The organism is Pseudomonas iranensis (genome assembly GCF_014268585.2).
GTDB lineage: Bacteria > Pseudomonadota > Gammaproteobacteria > Pseudomonadales > Pseudomonadaceae > Aquipseudomonas > Aquipseudomonas iranensis.
Map to the genome: position 1 here is coordinate 4,576,925 of NZ_CP077092.1, position 14,460 is coordinate 4,591,384.

A 14,460-nucleotide genomic window follows, 5' to 3' on the forward strand; every position below is an offset into this window, starting at 1 on the left:
GTATGGGAAAAACAGCCCTGCACCACCCCACCCGGAACGTCCGTGCACGTGTGGGCTTATGCAAAAAAAGCGTAACGGCACAAGGGCAAATCCCGACACTCGATCACCGCCGATAGCGTTACGGCAGGAGCCAGCTTTGCCGCCTTATAACTTATCGATCTAAAACTCCACATACCGAGACAGGTCAGTTTCTGAGTACCCGCACTTTTCGCGTGGTACGGCTTGACCTTCCCCAACGGAAAAACCGGTAAGGACTTTATGTGCGGATTAGCTGGCGAGTTACGTTTTGATCAACAACCTGCAGACCTTGCAGCGATCGAGAGAATCACCCATCACCTGGCCCCTCGCGGCCCTGACGCGTGGGGCTTCCATGCCCAAGGGCCGATTGCCCTGGGTCATCGACGCCTGAAAATCATGGACCTGTCGGACGGCTCGGCGCAGCCGATGATCGACAGCCAATTGGGCCTGTCCCTGGCGTTCAATGGCGCGATCTATAACTTCCCGGAATTGCGCGCAGAGCTGGAAGCACTGGGGTATGCCTTCTATTCGGGCGGCGACACCGAAGTGCTGCTCAAGGGTTATCACGCCTGGGGCGAGGCACTGCTGCCGAAACTCAACGGTATGTTCGCCTTCGCCATTTGGGAGCGTGATGCCCAGCGCCTGTTCATCGCCCGTGACCGTCTCGGCGTAAAGCCGTTGTACCTGTCGCGCACTGGCCAACGCCTGCGCTTCGCCTCGGCATTGCCAGCGCTGCTCAAGGGCGGCGACATCAACCCGATCCTCGATCCGGTGGCGCTCAATCACTATCTGAATTTCCACGCGGTCGTACCTGCGCCGCGCACGTTGCTGGCCGGTATCGAAAAACTGCCGCCTGCCACCTGGATGCGCGTTGAAGCCGATGGCCGCACCGAGCAGAAAACCTGGTGGACCCTGCCCTACGGCCCGAATGAAGACGAGAAAAACCTCAATCTGGAAGACTGGGTCGATCGCGTCCTCGACAGCACCCGCGAAGCGGTGGCGATTCGTCAGCGTGCGGCAGTGGACGTCGGCGTGTTGCTTTCGGGCGGTGTCGATTCGAGCATGCTCGTCGGCCTGTTGCGCGAAGTCGGCGTAGAGAATCTGTCGACTTTCTCCATCGGTTTCCAGGATGCCGGCGGCGAGCGCGGCGACGAGTTCCAGTACTCGGACCTGATCGCCAAACACTACGGCACTCGCCACCATCAGTTGCGCATCGACGAGAAGGAAATCATCGAGCAACTGCCCGCCGCCTTCCGCGCAATGAGCGAACCGATGGTCAGCCACGACTGCATCGCGTTCTATCTGTTGTCCCGCGAAGTGGCCAAGCACTGCAAAGTGGTGCAGAGCGGCCAAGGCGCGGACGAACTGTTTGCCGGTTACCACTGGTATCCGCAGGTCGACGGCGCGGCGGATCCGTACGCCGCTTATCGCGATGCATTCTTCGATCGCAGCTACGACGACTACGCGGCGACGGTCCAGCCGAAATGGCTGGTCGATCATGATGCGGCGGGCGACTTCGTCAAACAGCATTTTGCCGAGCCCGGCGCCGATGCTGCCGTGGACAAGGCGCTGCGTCTGGACAGCACAGTGATGCTGGTCGATGACCCGGTCAAACGCGTCGACAACATGACCATGGCCTGGGGCCTGGAAGCGCGTACGCCGTTTCTCGACTATCGACTGGTCGAACTGTCGGCTCGCGTTCCGGGCAAATTCAAGCTGCCCGATGGCGGCAAGCAAGTGCTCAAGGAAGCCGCACGTCGGGTCATTCCAAGCGAAGTGATCGACCGCAAGAAAGGCTACTTCCCGGTGCCGGGTCTCAAGCACTTGCAGGGCGACACACTCAATTGGGTGCGCGAGCTGCTGCTGGATCCGAGCCAGGATCGCGGCCTGTTCAACCCGAGCATGCTCGACAAGCTTTTGACTGATCCGCAAGGCCAGCTGACCCCGTTGCGCGGCTCGAAGCTGTGGCAACTGGCAGCCCTGAACCTGTGGCTCAGTGAACAAGGAATCTGATTGATGAAACCCCATGCCATGTCCATCAACCAACGCCTGTTGCGTGGTCAGGCCCCCTCGTATGAACGTTTGCAGGCGCGCCTGGCCGAAGACGGCAGCGAGCCTGCCAGCGCCCCGATTGCCGTGCATTGCGGTTGGGGCCGGCTGCTGATCGGCCACACCTTTCCCGACCCGGCGTCGCTGGCGCAGGAGCTGCTCAACGAGCAACCCGGCGAGCGCGACATCGCCCTGTATGTTGCCGCACCGCAGCAGATTCTCGGCCTGGAGCCGACGCAGCTGTTTCTCGATCCATCCGACACCCTGCGTTTGTGGTTCAGCGATTACCGGCAGGCCACGCGGGTGTTTCGCGGCTTCCGCATTCGTCGTGCGCAGAGCGAAACCGACTGGCAGGGCATCAACCGTTTGTACCAGGCGCGCGGCATGTTGCCGATCGATCAGGAGTTGCTCACCCCGCATCATCAGGGCGGCCCGGTGTACTGGCTGGCGGAAGACGAGGACAGCGGCGCGGTGATCGGCAGTGTGATGGGTCTCAATCATGAAAAAGCCTTCAACGACCCGGAACACGGCAGCAGCCTGTGGTGCCTGGCGGTCGACCCGCATTGCTCGCGCCCCGGCGTCGGCGAAGTGCTGGTGCGACATTTGGTCGAGCACTTCATGAGTCGCGGTCTGGCTTATCTGGATCTGTCGGTGCTGCACGACAACCGTCAGGCGAAAAACCTTTACGCCAAACTGGGTTTCCGCAACCTGCCGACCTTCGCCATCAAGCGCAAGAACGGCATCAACCAGCCGCTGTTTCTCGGCCCGGGCCCGGAGGCGAATTTCAATCCTTACGCGCGGATCATCGTCGAAGAAGCGCATCGACGCGGTATCGACGTGCAAGTCGATGACGCCGACGCCGGGCTGTTCACCCTTAGCCATGGCGGCCGTCGCGTGCGCTGCCGCGAGTCGCTGAGCGATCTGACCAGTGCGATCAGCATGACCCTGTGCCAGGACAAAAGTCTGACCCACAAGGTGCTCAAGGCCGCAGGCCTGAAACTGCCGGCGCAGCAACTGGCGGGCAATGCCGACGACAACCTGGCCTTCCTCGATGAGCACCAACGGGTGGTGGTCAAGCCTCTCGATGGCGAACAGGGCCACGGCGTCGCGGTGGATCTGCGCACCATCGAAGAGGTGCAGAAGGCCATCGAAAACGCCAAGCAGTTCGACAGTCGCGTGCTGCTGGAAAGCTTCCACGAAGGTCTTGATCTGCGCATTGTGGTGATCGGCTTTGAAGTGGTGGCGGCGGCGATTCGCAAGCCCGCCGAAGTGGTCGGCGATGGTCAGCATTCGATCGGTGCGCTGATCGAAGCGCAGAGCCGCCGCCGGCAAGCCGCCACCAGTGGCGAAAGCAAGATTCCGCTGGACCACGAAACCCAACGCACGCTGCATGCCGCCGGTTACGACTACAGCAGCATCCTGCCGGCCGGCGAGCATCTGTTCGTGCGGCGCACGGCCAACCTGCACACCGGCGGGACGCTGGAAGACGTGACCGACATTCTTCATCCGACGCTGGTCGACGCGGCAGTGCGCGCGGCGCGGGCGCTGGATATTCCAATGGTCGGGCTCGATCTGATGGTGCCGGCAGCGGATCAGCCCGAGTACGTGTTCATCGAAGCCAACGAACGCGCCGGCCTCGCCAACCATGAACCGCAGCCGACGGCGGAGCGCTTTGTCGATCTGTTGTTTCCGCATAGTCAGCCGGCTGTTTCGTGACCCATCGTTGTTCCGGCTGACGCCTTCGCGAGCAGGCTCGCTCCCACAGGGGAATGCATTCCAAATGTGGGAGCGAGCCTGCTCGCGAAGAGGCCCTGAACGTCACCACCAATTTTCCTCATCGAAACCATCGATGTGCTCAACCCATCAGGAGTTTCCATGACCACACAAATCCCTGAACCGGATCTGGCTTACCTGCAAAAAGTCCTGCTGGAAATGCTCGCCATTCCCAGCCCTACCGGGTTCACCGACACCATCGTGCGCTATGTCGCCGAGCGTCTCGAAGAGCTGGGCATTCCGTTCGAAATGACCCGGCGCGGCACGATTCGCGCGACGTTGAAGGGCAAAAAGAGCAGCCCTGACCGCGCGGTGTCTGCGCACCTGGACACCATCGGCGCCGCTGTGCGTGCGGTGAAAGACAACGGTCGCCTGACCCTCGCCCCGGTCGGTTGCTGGTCGAGCCGCTTTGCCGAGGGCAGCCGGGTCAGCCTGTTTACCGACACCGGGGTGATCCGCGGCAGCGTTCTGCCGCTGATGGCGTCCGGGCATGCGTTCAACACCCAGGTCGATGAAATGCCGATCAGTTGGGATCACGTTGAACTGCGTCTGGACGCTTACTGCGCGACCAAGGCTGATTGCGAATCGCTGGGCATTCACGTCGGCGACGTGGTGGCGTTCGACCCGCTGCCGGAGTTCACCGAGAGCGGCCATATCAGCGCCCGCCACCTAGACGACAAGGCCGGTGTTGCCGCATTGCTCGCTGCTCTGAAGGCGATTGTCGACAGCGGCCAGGAACTGAACATCGATTGCCATCCACTGTTCACCATCACCGAGGAAACCGGCAGCGGTGCAGCGGCGGCATTGCCGTGGGACGTCAGCGAGTTTGTCGGCATCGACATTGCACCGGTCGCCCCCGGCCAGCATTCCAGCGAACACGCGGTGAGCGTGGCGATGCAGGATTCGGGCGGGCCGTATGACTATCACCTGTCGCGGCATCTGTTGCGTCTGGCCGATGAACACGAATTGCCGGTGCGCCGTGACATGTTCCGCTATTACTTCAGCGATGCGCACTCGGCGGTCACCGCCGGCCACGACATCCGCACCGCCCTGCTCGCTTTCGGCTGCGATGCCACCCACGGCTACGAGCGTACGCACATCGACAGTCTGGCGGCGCTCAGCCGTTTGCTCGGCGCGTACATTCTGAGCCCGCCGGTCTTTGCCAGCGACGCGGCGCCGGCCAATGCTTCACTGGATCGCTTCAGCCATCAGATCGAGCATGACACGCAGATGGAAAGCGAAACCCGCGTGCCGCCGGTGGACAGTCTGGTGGGGCAGCGTTCTGACAGTTGAGCCTTCGGTGAACAGATAACCGCTTTCGCGAGCAGGCTCGCTCCCACAGGGATCGCATTTCAAAGGTGGGAGCGAGCCTGCTCGCGAATGGGCCGGCACGGCCAATACAAAAACTGGCAGGCAAAACCCAATCCCCGTAGCATCCCGACATTGATTTGACCGAGGTGCCCATGCTCATTCCCCACGACGCGCTTGAAGTCGACACCCTCACCCGCCTGATCGAGGATTTCGTCACCCGCGACGGTACCGACAACGGCGATGACACTCCGCTGGAAACCCGCGTCCTGCGCGTGCGTCAGGCACTGACCAAAGGCCAGGCACTGATCGTGTTCGACCCGGAAAGCGAACAGTGCCAGCTGATGCTCAAGCACGATGTACCCAAGCATCTGTTCGACTGAACCGTCAGCCAGCCTTTGCGGCGGCCTCCTTGCGCTTGATCCGGTCATAGACCTCGGCGCGGTGTACATGGACCTTTTTCGGCGCCTCGACGCCGAAGCGCACGCTGGAGCCGTTGACCGACAGAACACGCAGGGTGATGTCGTCTCCGATTGAAATCAACTCACCGACCACACGGCTGAGTACAAGCATGGGATTCATCCTTCAGGACTGGCAAACCCTGAAGATGCGCGGCTTACAGCGTCTTCACAATCCACGACGAGCAAATCAGTCTTGCCCTACAGCTGCCCACGCCCGCAGCTGTCAGACGCTTCGCACAAAAGCCTCAGGCGGCGGAAAAGCGCGGCCCGAACAGAATGATGCTGGCACCGACCACGCACAGCGCCATGCCGATCCAGTCCGAGCCCAGCGGACGCACGCGCTCGACCACCGCCAGCCAGCCAATTGACGCAACGATGTAGATTCCGCCATACGCGGCATAGGCGCGCCCGGCGTAGGCCGCTTCAACACGGGTCAGCAATAGCGCGAACAGGGTCAGGCTGAGCAACGCGGGAATCACCCATAACGCACTCTTGCCCTGGCGCAGCCACATGTAGAAGGCAAAACAGCCGGCGATTTCAAACAGCGCCGCAAGGAAGAACCACAAGTAATTGAGCATGGAGGCGTCTCGACAGGGTGACCGTGGCGGCCACCCTAACGACGCGGCGGGAATCGAACAAGATCAAGCGTTGTTTTGTTTGGCCTTGGCGCGCATTTTCTCGGCCATGGAAGTCATTTCGTTGTAGAGCAGTTGCGGATTCTTCTGTTTCAGCGCCCAGGCCATGCGCCCTTGTTCGTGGGGCAGAATCAAGAACTCGCCGGCGGCGACTTGCTGATAGATGTAGTCAGCGATGTCGGCGGCACTGATCGGCGAACTTTCCAGCAACTTGCCGACCTGGGCTTTCATGGCCGGGGTCGGGCCACGGAAAGAATCGAGCAAGTTGGTCTGGAAGAATGAGGGGCAAACCACATGCACCGCCACTTCCTGCTGCGCCAGTTCGATCAGCAGACTTTCCGACAACGCCACTACGCCGGCCTTGGCCACGTTGTAGTTGCTCATTGCCGGGCCTTGCATCAACGCGGCCATGGAGGCGATGTTGATGATCTTGCCCTTGCTCTGTTCCAGCAGCGGCAAGAACGCCTTGCAGCCTTTGACCACACCCATCAGGTTGATCGCGATCTGCCAGTCCCAGTCTTCCAGCGACAACTCGCTGAAGAATCCGCCCGAGGCGACCCCGGCATTGTTGACGATGATGTCGATGCCGCCGAGCTTCTCCTCACAGGCCTGGGCGAAGGCGGTGAGCTGGCTGTAATCGCGCACGTCACAGCGCTGGATGAAACCGTCACCGCCCGCCTCGCGCACCAGTTTCAGGGTTTCCTGCAGGCCGGGCTCACTGACATCGGACAAGGCCAGCCGCCAGCCTTCACGGGCCCAGCGCAGCGCGATTTCGCGACCCAGGCCTGAGCCTGCACCAGTGATCATCATGCGATTTTGCATAGCGGACAGCCTTGTTGTTCCGGGAAAGATGCGCCGAGTGTAGCGAAGGAACTTCGTTCGCCCACGCTCCATCCAGTTGCTGAATGGAGGATCAAAAGATTGCAGTTGTCATCGTTTTGGGGATGGTCCGCAGTAGGAGCTGCCGAAGGCTGCGATCTTTTGCTTTTCTGCTTTAAAGGAAATAACCGAGCAATCCAAATACATTAAAAAAACATTGAATTATTTTTCATCGGCGCAAGTCGGAACATGTAAGCCGGCTGGAATTTAGTTGCTCTCCAGCTGCCCACTGAGCATCAAGACTCTTCCAGACTCTGAACAAGGAAATCACCCATGGGCACAATTCTAATCATCATCCTGATCCTGTTGCTGATCGGTGGTCTGCCGGTCTTCCCGCACTCCAGAAGTTGGGGTTATGGCCCGTCGGGCATTATCGGCGTGGTGTTGGTCGTGCTGCTGGTGCTGTTGTTACTCGGCAAGATATGACGATTTGAAGCTGTAAAAAAAGAGGCCCTTTTGCAAGGGCCTCTTTTTTATTGCGTGGACTTTAGCCAGTCATCAGTCCGGCTTGCCATGAATGACACCGGCGGTGTTATCGAGCAAGCTCTTGGTCGCGGTTTGCAGGAACGCTTCAAGTTTGAGTTTGAGTTCGGCAGTGCGCGGCGCGTCCGGTACAACTTCGGCGTGCGGGTTGGCGCCAAGCTGGTATTTCCAGATTTTCGGCCCCATGTCCTTGTCACGCGGCAGCACCAGAATCTCATCGGCGGTGACGATGGCGGTGGTCTGCTCGCTGCCCGATGGCTTGATCACACCGAAACCGGTGTCGCCCTGCGGCAGGTTGAGCAGGTCGCGACCCCAGCACTGGTGACGTACTTCGCCACCGAGACGGCCCATGATGGTCGGCACGATGTCGATCTGCGTACCCACGGTGTGGTCGCGGGTACCGAACTTCTGCTGAATGCCCGGGGCGATCATCAGCATCGGCACGTTGAAGCGGCCCAGGTCCATTTCGGTGATCTGGCGCTCGTTGCCGAAGCCGTGGTCGCCGACGATGACGAACAGGGTTTCGTTGAAATACTTCTCTTTGCGCGCCTTCTCGAAGAACTGGCCGAGTGCCCAATCGGAGTAGCGCATGGCGGTCAGGTGTTCGTTGAGGCTGCCACGGTCAGTCACGCGCTCGACCGGCAATGGCGTCGGCAAGGCGTACGGCGTGTGGTTGGACAGGGTTTGCAGCAGTGCGTAGAACGGCTTGCCGTTTTCCCGCGCCTTCAGTTCCTGCAGGCCACGATCGAACATGTCCTGGTCGGAGACGCCCCAGGTCGGGTCGGAGAACACCGGGTTGACGAAGTCGTTGCGGCCAACGAAGTTGGTCATGCCCTGGTTGCTGAAGAAGCCCGACTGGTTGTCCCAGGCGAAATCACCGTTGTAGACGTACACGTCGTCGTAGTCGCGGGCACTGAGCAGCTGCGGCAGGCCGGACAGTTTGTGGCTGCCTTCCGGGGTCTGCATCAGGTATTCGAAACCTGGCAGGTTGGGGAAGCAGGCCATGGTCGCGAACATGCCCTGGTGGGTGTGGGTGCCGTTGGAGAAGAAACGGTCGAACAGCAGACCTTCCTTCGACAGCTTGTCCAGGTACGGGGTGATATTGCCCGGCGCGCCCAAAGCACCGACCGAGTGACCGGCCATGCTTTCCATGAGGATCACGACGACGTTCTTGATCGGCAGGGTCTTGTCGGCCGGCGGCATGTAGTCGCGGCGAACAGCGGCGATGTCGGCATCGACCAGTTTGTCGTCGGGCATCAGCAGCATGTCGCGCACCACTTGCTGCGCCTGTTCCTGCGGCAGCGTGGCTTTCCAGATGTTGTCGCGGTCTTCACCCATGCGTGCCTTGGCTGCAGCGACCAGCGACAGCGTGCCGTTGAGGCCAAGCTGGTTGGCGAAGTTGGAATCGGTGGTGTACACGTCACCCCAACGCATTGGCGGGCCTTGACGCAAGGTGCCGCGAGCGGCGACGACGCAGATCAGCAGGCAGACCACGAACACCGCCAGGCGGGTGTACCACGGCGCAACCTGACGGGAGCTGACGCTGCCGCCGCTGAACGGCCCGCGCGGGCGGGTGGCGCGGTCGGCGCCTTTGAACGCCAGGGTCAGAATGACCGTGCCGATTACCCATGCCAGCACGTAGCGCACCACCGGGAAACCGTACCAGAGCATGCTCATTACGGTTTTCGGGTCTTCCTTCACGTACTGGAACACCAGACCGTTGAGGCGCTGGTGAAACTCGCGGTAGAAGTCCATCTCCATCAGGCCGAGGAACAGCGCGATGCTCGACGCGACGGTCAGCCACAGACGGAAGAAACCGCGCGCGGCCATGGCCCGGGCACTGAACAGTGCCAGCACCAGCGGAATGCACAGGTAGACCACCAGGCGCAGGTCGAAACGCAGACCGTTGACGAACGCTTCAAGGAAGGTCGCGGCCGGCGTGTCGAGGATCATCTCGCGGTTGTAGACCAGCAGCGCGAGGCGCAGCGCGGAAAACATGACCATCATGACCAGTGCGCACAGCAGCGTGTAGGCCAGATGCGATTTGACGGTCGGTTGCAGCAGGCGAGCAGAAGATCGCTGCTGATTCAGGGCGTCCGGGTTTGCCATGTCGTTTTAGGACCCATTGGAAGTTGAAGTTGCAAAAATACAGCGGCGCCAGGCCCTCTATTGGTCATTCCAGACCCCGGGGCGTGCGCGGTGCGCAAATGTTGCACGATCGTTCACACCATTGCCATTGATTACTGCCCTGCTCTTCGAGACTTTCATTTGAAGGGCTGACAGCGCAATGGCAGGCAACAAGTGCGGGCGAATTGTCTTGGAGACTTTGTGAAAATTTCGTGCAACGCATATCTGGAAATACAATTTACAGACAAAACAAAACGCCCCGAAGCGATCGGGGCGTTTTGCTTAAAGCGAATTGATTATTTCTCGGCGCGTTCTTTCAGCGCTTTCAGGGTGTTGAATGGCGCATCCACCACAAACTTGTTGGCGACCATGGCCGGCACGCTACCGCCCGGCTCGGTGTGCACTTGATAAGTCACTTCGACCTGATCGCCCTTTGGCACGAACTTCCAGAAGCCTTTGACCTGCTGAACCCGCACGAAACCTTTTTCTTCCGGCAGATAGGTCGGTACACCTTCAAGGTTCCGGGTCAGGCTGCCATCGGCACCTTCAACGGTGGTGATCTTCAGCACCGAATCACGCGGGGTCACCGGCCATGGCGTGTTGAATTGCGAATAGGTCCAGCTCAGATCGCCTTCGTGCTTGAGCAGTTTCTGGCTCTTGCACTCGTGAATCCACGCGCAGGCGCCAGAGACGTCTTCCTGCAAGGCGCGCAGTTTGGCAACGGTGGTTTTCATCAGCGCGACGCCTTGGTAGGACTTGTAGTCCGAACCGGGTATTTCGCTCAGGGAAACCTTGATGCCGTCTTCGTTCTTCGCCACTTTCCAGTCTTCCGCGTGGGCGACCGAAGTGGCAAGTACGGCAGTCAGACCACACAACACAGCGATACGGTGCAGCGAACCCATAGTGTTATTCCTTATTGTTGAAGTTCCGTTCGTGAACACATCACGCCGCCGTCATCTGCTCCCACCAGCCGATCAATCTGATCGCTTCTTCCGAACTGCTGCCGCACACCTCGACATCCGCAGCGAAGCCCGAGCACACAGCCGGACGTTCCGGACGGCCGAAAATGCTGCACAGGTTATCGACCGACAGTTGCACGCAACGTTCGCCGGCGGGCTTGCCATCGGGCATGCCGGGGATCGGCGAACTGATGGAGGGGGCAATGCAGCAAGCGCCACAGCCTTCACGGCATTTCATGACGAACAGATCCTCGCGACGGGCGATGTGTAAAGAGACGGGAACAGAGTAACCGCTAAAACGACTGTTTCAAATTGCTACGAGCGGCTTTTCAACGATAAGTAAAAGTGACCGGGCAGTCTCCGACAAAGCGTCTGCTCTGCGCGTTGCAGAGGGCTGCATCTATTGCTTGAATTCGAAATCCAGCGCCGCGCCTTCCACATCGCGTCGCGCTTCGTTGCGCAATTGCAATTCCATTTCATTGCTGAGCAAGCGGCCGTTGAGCTGGAAGCCGTTATCTTTCTCGCCAAACATCTGCGGCAGGATCGCCTCGCGCTTGGGCAGCTCCACGGTGCCCTTTGGCTTGAGATCTTCAACCATATCCTTGGGCAGGCTGAGATCGAGTTTTGCCGGCGGCAATTTGGTCTTTGCCACTTCACGGGCGGATTTCGATTTCGAGGCCACCGGGCGGCGCTTCTTCACCGTGGCGTTTTTTTTCGCCTGGGCTTTTTTTGCCGGAGCCGCGGTTTTGGTGGCTTTGTTCGTGGTACTGGTCGCTGCCGGTTTTTCCTGGGCTGCGGCCGCCAGGACACCCGGCGCCTGGCCGATCATCAGCAAACCCAGCAGTACCCACGCGGCAGGAACAATCGCTTTCATGGACCCAACGAACTAACGGCAGAGGGCCACATGCTCGCCTGTTGTGCGTCACATGACAAGCCTCAGCGCCCTCCCCGTTCAGAATCCGCCAGCGGTTTCCTGACACAGTTGGGTGGCCAACAGACCCAGCGTCATCAGCGCCCGCTCCGCTTCGCGGTTCCACGGAATGCCGCAGTTGAGGCGGATACAGTGGTTGAACTGCTCGGTATTACTGAAGATCAGCCCCGGCGCGATGCTGATGCCTTGTTGCAGCGCGCGGACATGCAATTCCTGAGTGTTGACTCGCCCAGGCAAACTCACCCACAGGATGAAACCGCCCGTGGGCCGGGACATTTGCGTGCCCTCGGGGAAGTGCTGCTGCACCGCCAGCTGGAAGGCACTGAGGTTTTTCCGGTACTCCTGGCGGATGTAGCGTAAATGCCGGTCATAACCGCCGTTTTCCAGGTACGCGGCAATCGCCATCTGCGTAACGCTGCACGCCGAATGGGTACTGAAGGTTTGCAGGCGCTGGATTTCCTGCTGGTATTTGCCGGCGATCATCCAGCCGATGCGCACACCCGGTGACAGGGTTTTGGAGAAGCTTGAGCAGTAGATCACCCGATCCAGGCGGTCGTAGGCTTTCAGCGCTTTGGTGCGGCCCTGTTCGAACATCAGTTCGCCGTAGATATCGTCTTCGACAATCTGAATGTCGAAATCCGAGGCCAGACGCAACAACTGTTTCTGCCGCTCTTCCGGCATGGTGCCGCCAAGGGGATTGCTCAGGCGCGTGGTCAGCACAAGTGCCTTGATCGACCATTGGTTGGCGGCCAGTTGCAAGGCTTCCAGACTCATGCCGGTGGCGGGGTCGCTGGGGATTTCGATGACTTTCAGACCGAGCAGATCGGCCAGTTGCAGCAGGCCGTAATAGGTCGGCGATTCGGCAGCGATCAGATCGCCCGGCCGGGTCAGCACGCGCAACGACATCTGCAAGGCGTCGACACAGCCGTGGGTGATCACCACTTCCGATGGATCGACCACAACGCCAGCGTCACGCATGCGGATCGCCACTTGCCGGCGCAGCGGTTCGAAGCCGGGGCTGAACATGTAGCTGAACGCCCGAGGGCTGTGGAAGCGGGTGACCTTGGCCAATTGCTGATGCAGCGCGCGCACCGGCAGATAATCGACACTCGGCACCGCAGCGCCCAGCGGAAACACGCCTTCGCGGCGGGATTCGACCAATACCTGTTGAATGATGCTGCTGCGCGTCACCAGCCCAGGCCGTTCGACCCGGGCAATGTCCGGCGTCGGCGCGGTCAGCGCCGGGGTCTGGTGTACGTAGTAACCCGACTGCGGCCGGGCGCGGATCAGGCCCTGATCTTCAAGGTTGGCATACGCCTGCAACACCGTCGCATGACTGACGTTGAGCTGCGAACTCATCTTGCGCACCGAAGGCACGCGCTCCCCCGGTTGATAAACACCACGGCGGATGTCTTCGGCCAGTTGCTGAGCAATACGTTGGTAGAGCAAGAGATTGGTCATGACGCAGCACTCGATTTCACGGGCGTTTTATTCTTGTCTGAAACAATACCGGAACAGTTTAGAAGTGTACTGGGACAGTTGCCAGATTACTCGACCGTACAGTGCGGTGTCTGCCCCATCTGTACGGTTTTGCGCGGCAATCGACAGACACAAAAAAGCCCGGCACTGCATGACAGTCCGGGCTTTCCAGAGACGCGGCCCTTAGCGGGCGGCGCCGAGCTGGCCTTTTTCGTCAGAGAACACAATCTCTACGCGGCGGTTCTGCGCCCGTCCACGCTCGGAGGCGTTGGCGTCGACCGGGAACTGGTCGCCGTAACCTTCGACCTGAATGCGTTTTTCGTCGATACCCAGATCGACCAGCACGTCAGCCACCGATTGCGCACGATCGCGGGACAGTTTGAGGTTTTCCTGTCTGCCACCGGTGCTGTCGGTGTAACCCTCAATGCGCACCACGCGCTTGGGGTTCAGTTGCAGGAACTGGACGATCTTCAGCACGACGCGGTTGGCTGAATTTTTCAGTTCCGCCTGGCCGGTGTCGAACAACACGTCGCCGAGGGTCATCACCAGGCCGCGATCGGTCTGCGTGGTCGCCAGCGCGACGATTTGTTCCTCCAGCCACTTGCCTTGTTGCTGCACGCTGAGCAGTTTCGATTCGCGCAGGGCTAGTTGCAGACGCTGGCGCTCAAGCTCGAGCTTGGCGGCGCGCTCCTCGTTAAGCGCCTGATTGGTATGCTCGCGAGCGATTTCGCTGTAGCGCTGACTCAGGTAGGCGTAATGCACCACGTCGGCACCGCTGCCCCAATAGGTCGACAGCCGATCGGCGCGGGCCAGGGATTCGCCGGCGCGGATCACGTCTTTCGGCGCGATGCGCAGGACGTTGGAATCTTCCTTGACCTTCTGGAAATCAGCGCCGGCCTGTTGCAGCGCCGCCTCGCTGTGCTGGCCGGCGCAGCCGTAGAGGCTGGCGCAACCGGCGAGGAGCAGAATGCCGAGAGCATTGGACTTGAGGCTCATTGTGCTTCCCCCAGTTGCAGCTGCTTGCGCAGGCGGACAATGCGGGTATTGAGCACATTCAGCTGTTCTTCACTTTTTTTCGTCAGCACCTTGGCCTCAGCCAGACGCGCATCCAGTTCGGCCTGCTCGGCACGCATGCGCGCGTTGCGATAGGACTCGTCGGCCATGCTGCCTTTGGCGCGGTTGTATTTTGTTTCGGCCAACTGCATTTCCGGCACTTCGTCAGCGGTGGCGCCGACTGCCTTGGCCTGCACGATGGCTTGTTCGGTCAAACGCATTTGTTCACTGGGTGCCGGATCGGATGCGCACCCGGCCAGGGCCAGAACGGCCACAGCCGCGAAAAGAGGTCGAATACTCACTAA

General features: G+C 60.2%; 15 protein-coding genes. 5 read left to right on the top strand and 10 right to left on the bottom strand.

Annotation, left to right across the window (positions count from 1 at the left end; all coding sequences use genetic code 11):
* Nucleotides 1-258 precede the first annotated feature (258 nt).
* The 4 genes from HU724_RS20505 (at nt 259) to HU724_RS20520 (ending at nt 5,531) form a co-directional block, all read left to right on the top strand.
* Entirely contained in the window at nt 259-2,031 is a 1,773-nt protein-coding gene (locus HU724_RS20505; protein WP_186567782.1) for an N-acetylglutaminylglutamine amidotransferase, read from the top strand.
* 3 nt (nt 2,032-2,034) lie between these two features.
* A complete protein-coding gene (ngg, locus tag HU724_RS20510) occupies nt 2,035-3,783 on the top strand; it encodes an N-acetylglutaminylglutamine synthetase (RefSeq protein WP_186567780.1) in 1,749 nt (582 codons plus the stop codon).
* A gap of 159 nt (nt 3,784-3,942) precedes the next feature.
* Nucleotides 3,943-5,133, top strand: coding sequence for an osmoprotectant NAGGN system M42 family peptidase (locus tag HU724_RS20515; protein WP_137213866.1), 1,191 nt, complete (start codon nt 3,943-3,945; stop codon nt 5,131-5,133).
* 170 nt (nt 5,134-5,303) lie between these two features.
* The gene (locus HU724_RS20520; RefSeq protein WP_003172962.1) at nt 5,304-5,531 is read left to right on the top strand and encodes a YheU family protein; all 228 of its coding nucleotides are present in this window, start codon (nt 5,304-5,306) and stop codon (nt 5,529-5,531) included.
* Between the two features lie 4 nt (nt 5,532-5,535).
* On the opposite strand, the gene csrA is transcribed toward HU724_RS20520, so the two are convergent.
* The 3 genes from csrA to HU724_RS20535 all read right to left on the bottom strand — a co-directional run bounded on the left by csrA (nt 5,536) and on the right by HU724_RS20535 (nt 7,066).
* Nucleotides 5,536-5,721 carry a carbon storage regulator CsrA gene (gene csrA, locus HU724_RS20525; RefSeq protein ID WP_024013891.1) on the bottom strand — a complete coding sequence of 62 codons (186 nt, stop codon included), beginning with the start codon at nt 5,719-5,721 and terminating at the stop codon, nt 5,536-5,538.
* A gap of 133 nt (nt 5,722-5,854) precedes the next feature.
* Nucleotides 5,855-6,187 (bottom strand): YnfA family protein, encoded by a 333-nt coding sequence (locus tag HU724_RS20530; protein WP_016770946.1) that lies wholly within the window; start codon nt 6,185-6,187, stop codon nt 5,855-5,857.
* Between the two features lie 63 nt (nt 6,188-6,250).
* A complete protein-coding gene (locus tag HU724_RS20535; protein WP_125926386.1) occupies nt 6,251-7,066 on the bottom strand; it encodes an SDR family oxidoreductase in 816 nt (271 codons plus the stop codon).
* Nucleotides 7,067-7,396: 330 nt separating this feature from the next.
* Here HU724_RS20535 and HU724_RS20540 point away from each other — a divergent pair, with 330 nt between their 5' ends.
* Nucleotides 7,397-7,549, top strand: a complete 153-nt coding sequence (locus tag HU724_RS20540) for a DUF3309 family protein (protein ID WP_003183939.1) — start codon at nt 7,397-7,399, stop codon at nt 7,547-7,549.
* A gap of 72 nt (nt 7,550-7,621) precedes the next feature.
* Here HU724_RS20540 and HU724_RS20545 read toward each other — a convergent pair whose 3' ends face one another.
* From HU724_RS20545 to HU724_RS20575, 7 genes are all read right to left on the bottom strand, one after another.
* A complete protein-coding gene (locus tag HU724_RS20545; protein WP_056788312.1) occupies nt 7,622-9,715 on the bottom strand; it encodes an LTA synthase family protein in 2,094 nt (697 codons plus the stop codon).
* 314 nt (nt 9,716-10,029) lie between these two features.
* Nucleotides 10,030-10,635 carry an START domain-containing protein gene (locus tag HU724_RS20550; RefSeq protein WP_056788309.1) on the bottom strand — a complete coding sequence of 202 codons (606 nt, stop codon included), beginning with the start codon at nt 10,633-10,635 and terminating at the stop codon, nt 10,030-10,032.
* 40 nt (nt 10,636-10,675) lie between these two features.
* The gene (locus HU724_RS20555) at nt 10,676-10,930 is read right to left on the bottom strand and encodes a YkgJ family cysteine cluster protein (protein ID WP_016770949.1); all 255 of its coding nucleotides are present in this window, start codon (nt 10,928-10,930) and stop codon (nt 10,676-10,678) included.
* A 162-nt stretch (nt 10,931-11,092) separates the two neighbouring features.
* Nucleotides 11,093-11,566, bottom strand: coding sequence for a translation initiation factor 2 (locus HU724_RS20560; RefSeq protein WP_125917294.1), 474 nt, complete (start codon nt 11,564-11,566; stop codon nt 11,093-11,095).
* Nucleotides 11,567-11,644: 78 nt separating this feature from the next.
* Nucleotides 11,645-13,084, bottom strand: coding sequence for an aminotransferase-like domain-containing protein (locus HU724_RS20565; protein ID WP_024013893.1), 1,440 nt, complete (start codon nt 13,082-13,084; stop codon nt 11,645-11,647).
* A gap of 201 nt (nt 13,085-13,285) precedes the next feature.
* Entirely contained in the window at nt 13,286-14,098 is an 813-nt protein-coding gene (locus HU724_RS20570; RefSeq protein ID WP_024013894.1) for an OmpA family protein, read from the bottom strand.
* Nucleotides 14,095-14,457 (bottom strand): DUF4398 domain-containing protein, encoded by a 363-nt coding sequence (locus HU724_RS20575; protein ID WP_038860459.1) that lies wholly within the window; start codon nt 14,455-14,457, stop codon nt 14,095-14,097. Before HU724_RS20575 ends, HU724_RS20570 begins: the two co-directional genes overlap by 4 nt.
* Nucleotides 14,458-14,460: the final 3 nt, after the last annotated feature.

What these genes read in the sequence shown, in the direction of transcription:
- HU724_RS20505 (WP_186567782.1), top strand. Translation starts at nt 259, where the DNA reads ATGTGCGGATTAGCTGGCGAGTTACGTTTTGATCAACAACCTGCAGAC.
- ngg (WP_186567780.1), top strand. Translation starts at nt 2,035, where the DNA reads ATGAAACCCCATGCCATGTCCATCAACCAACGCCTGTTGCGTGGTCAG.
- HU724_RS20515 (WP_137213866.1), top strand. Translation starts at nt 3,943, where the DNA reads ATGACCACACAAATCCCTGAACCGGATCTGGCTTACCTGCAAAAAGTC.
- HU724_RS20520 (WP_003172962.1), top strand. Translation starts at nt 5,304, where the DNA reads ATGCTCATTCCCCACGACGCGCTTGAAGTCGACACCCTCACCCGCCTG.
- csrA (WP_024013891.1), bottom strand. Translation starts at nt 5,721, where the DNA reads ATGCTTGTACTCAGCCGTGTGGTCGGTGAGTTGATTTCAATCGGAGAC.
- HU724_RS20530 (WP_016770946.1), bottom strand. Translation starts at nt 6,187, where the DNA reads ATGCTCAATTACTTGTGGTTCTTCCTTGCGGCGCTGTTTGAAATCGCC.
- HU724_RS20535 (WP_125926386.1), bottom strand. Translation starts at nt 7,066, where the DNA reads ATGCAAAATCGCATGATGATCACTGGTGCAGGCTCAGGCCTGGGTCGC.
- HU724_RS20540 (WP_003183939.1), top strand. Translation starts at nt 7,397, where the DNA reads ATGGGCACAATTCTAATCATCATCCTGATCCTGTTGCTGATCGGTGGT.
- HU724_RS20545 (WP_056788312.1), bottom strand. Translation starts at nt 9,715, where the DNA reads ATGGCAAACCCGGACGCCCTGAATCAGCAGCGATCTTCTGCTCGCCTG.
- HU724_RS20550 (WP_056788309.1), bottom strand. Translation starts at nt 10,635, where the DNA reads ATGGGTTCGCTGCACCGTATCGCTGTGTTGTGTGGTCTGACTGCCGTA.
- HU724_RS20555 (WP_016770949.1), bottom strand. Translation starts at nt 10,930, where the DNA reads ATGAAATGCCGTGAAGGCTGTGGCGCTTGCTGCATTGCCCCCTCCATC.
- HU724_RS20560 (WP_125917294.1), bottom strand. Translation starts at nt 11,566, where the DNA reads ATGAAAGCGATTGTTCCTGCCGCGTGGGTACTGCTGGGTTTGCTGATG.
- HU724_RS20565 (WP_024013893.1), bottom strand. Translation starts at nt 13,084, where the DNA reads ATGACCAATCTCTTGCTCTACCAACGTATTGCTCAGCAACTGGCCGAA.
- HU724_RS20570 (WP_024013894.1), bottom strand. Translation starts at nt 14,098, where the DNA reads ATGAGCCTCAAGTCCAATGCTCTCGGCATTCTGCTCCTCGCCGGTTGC.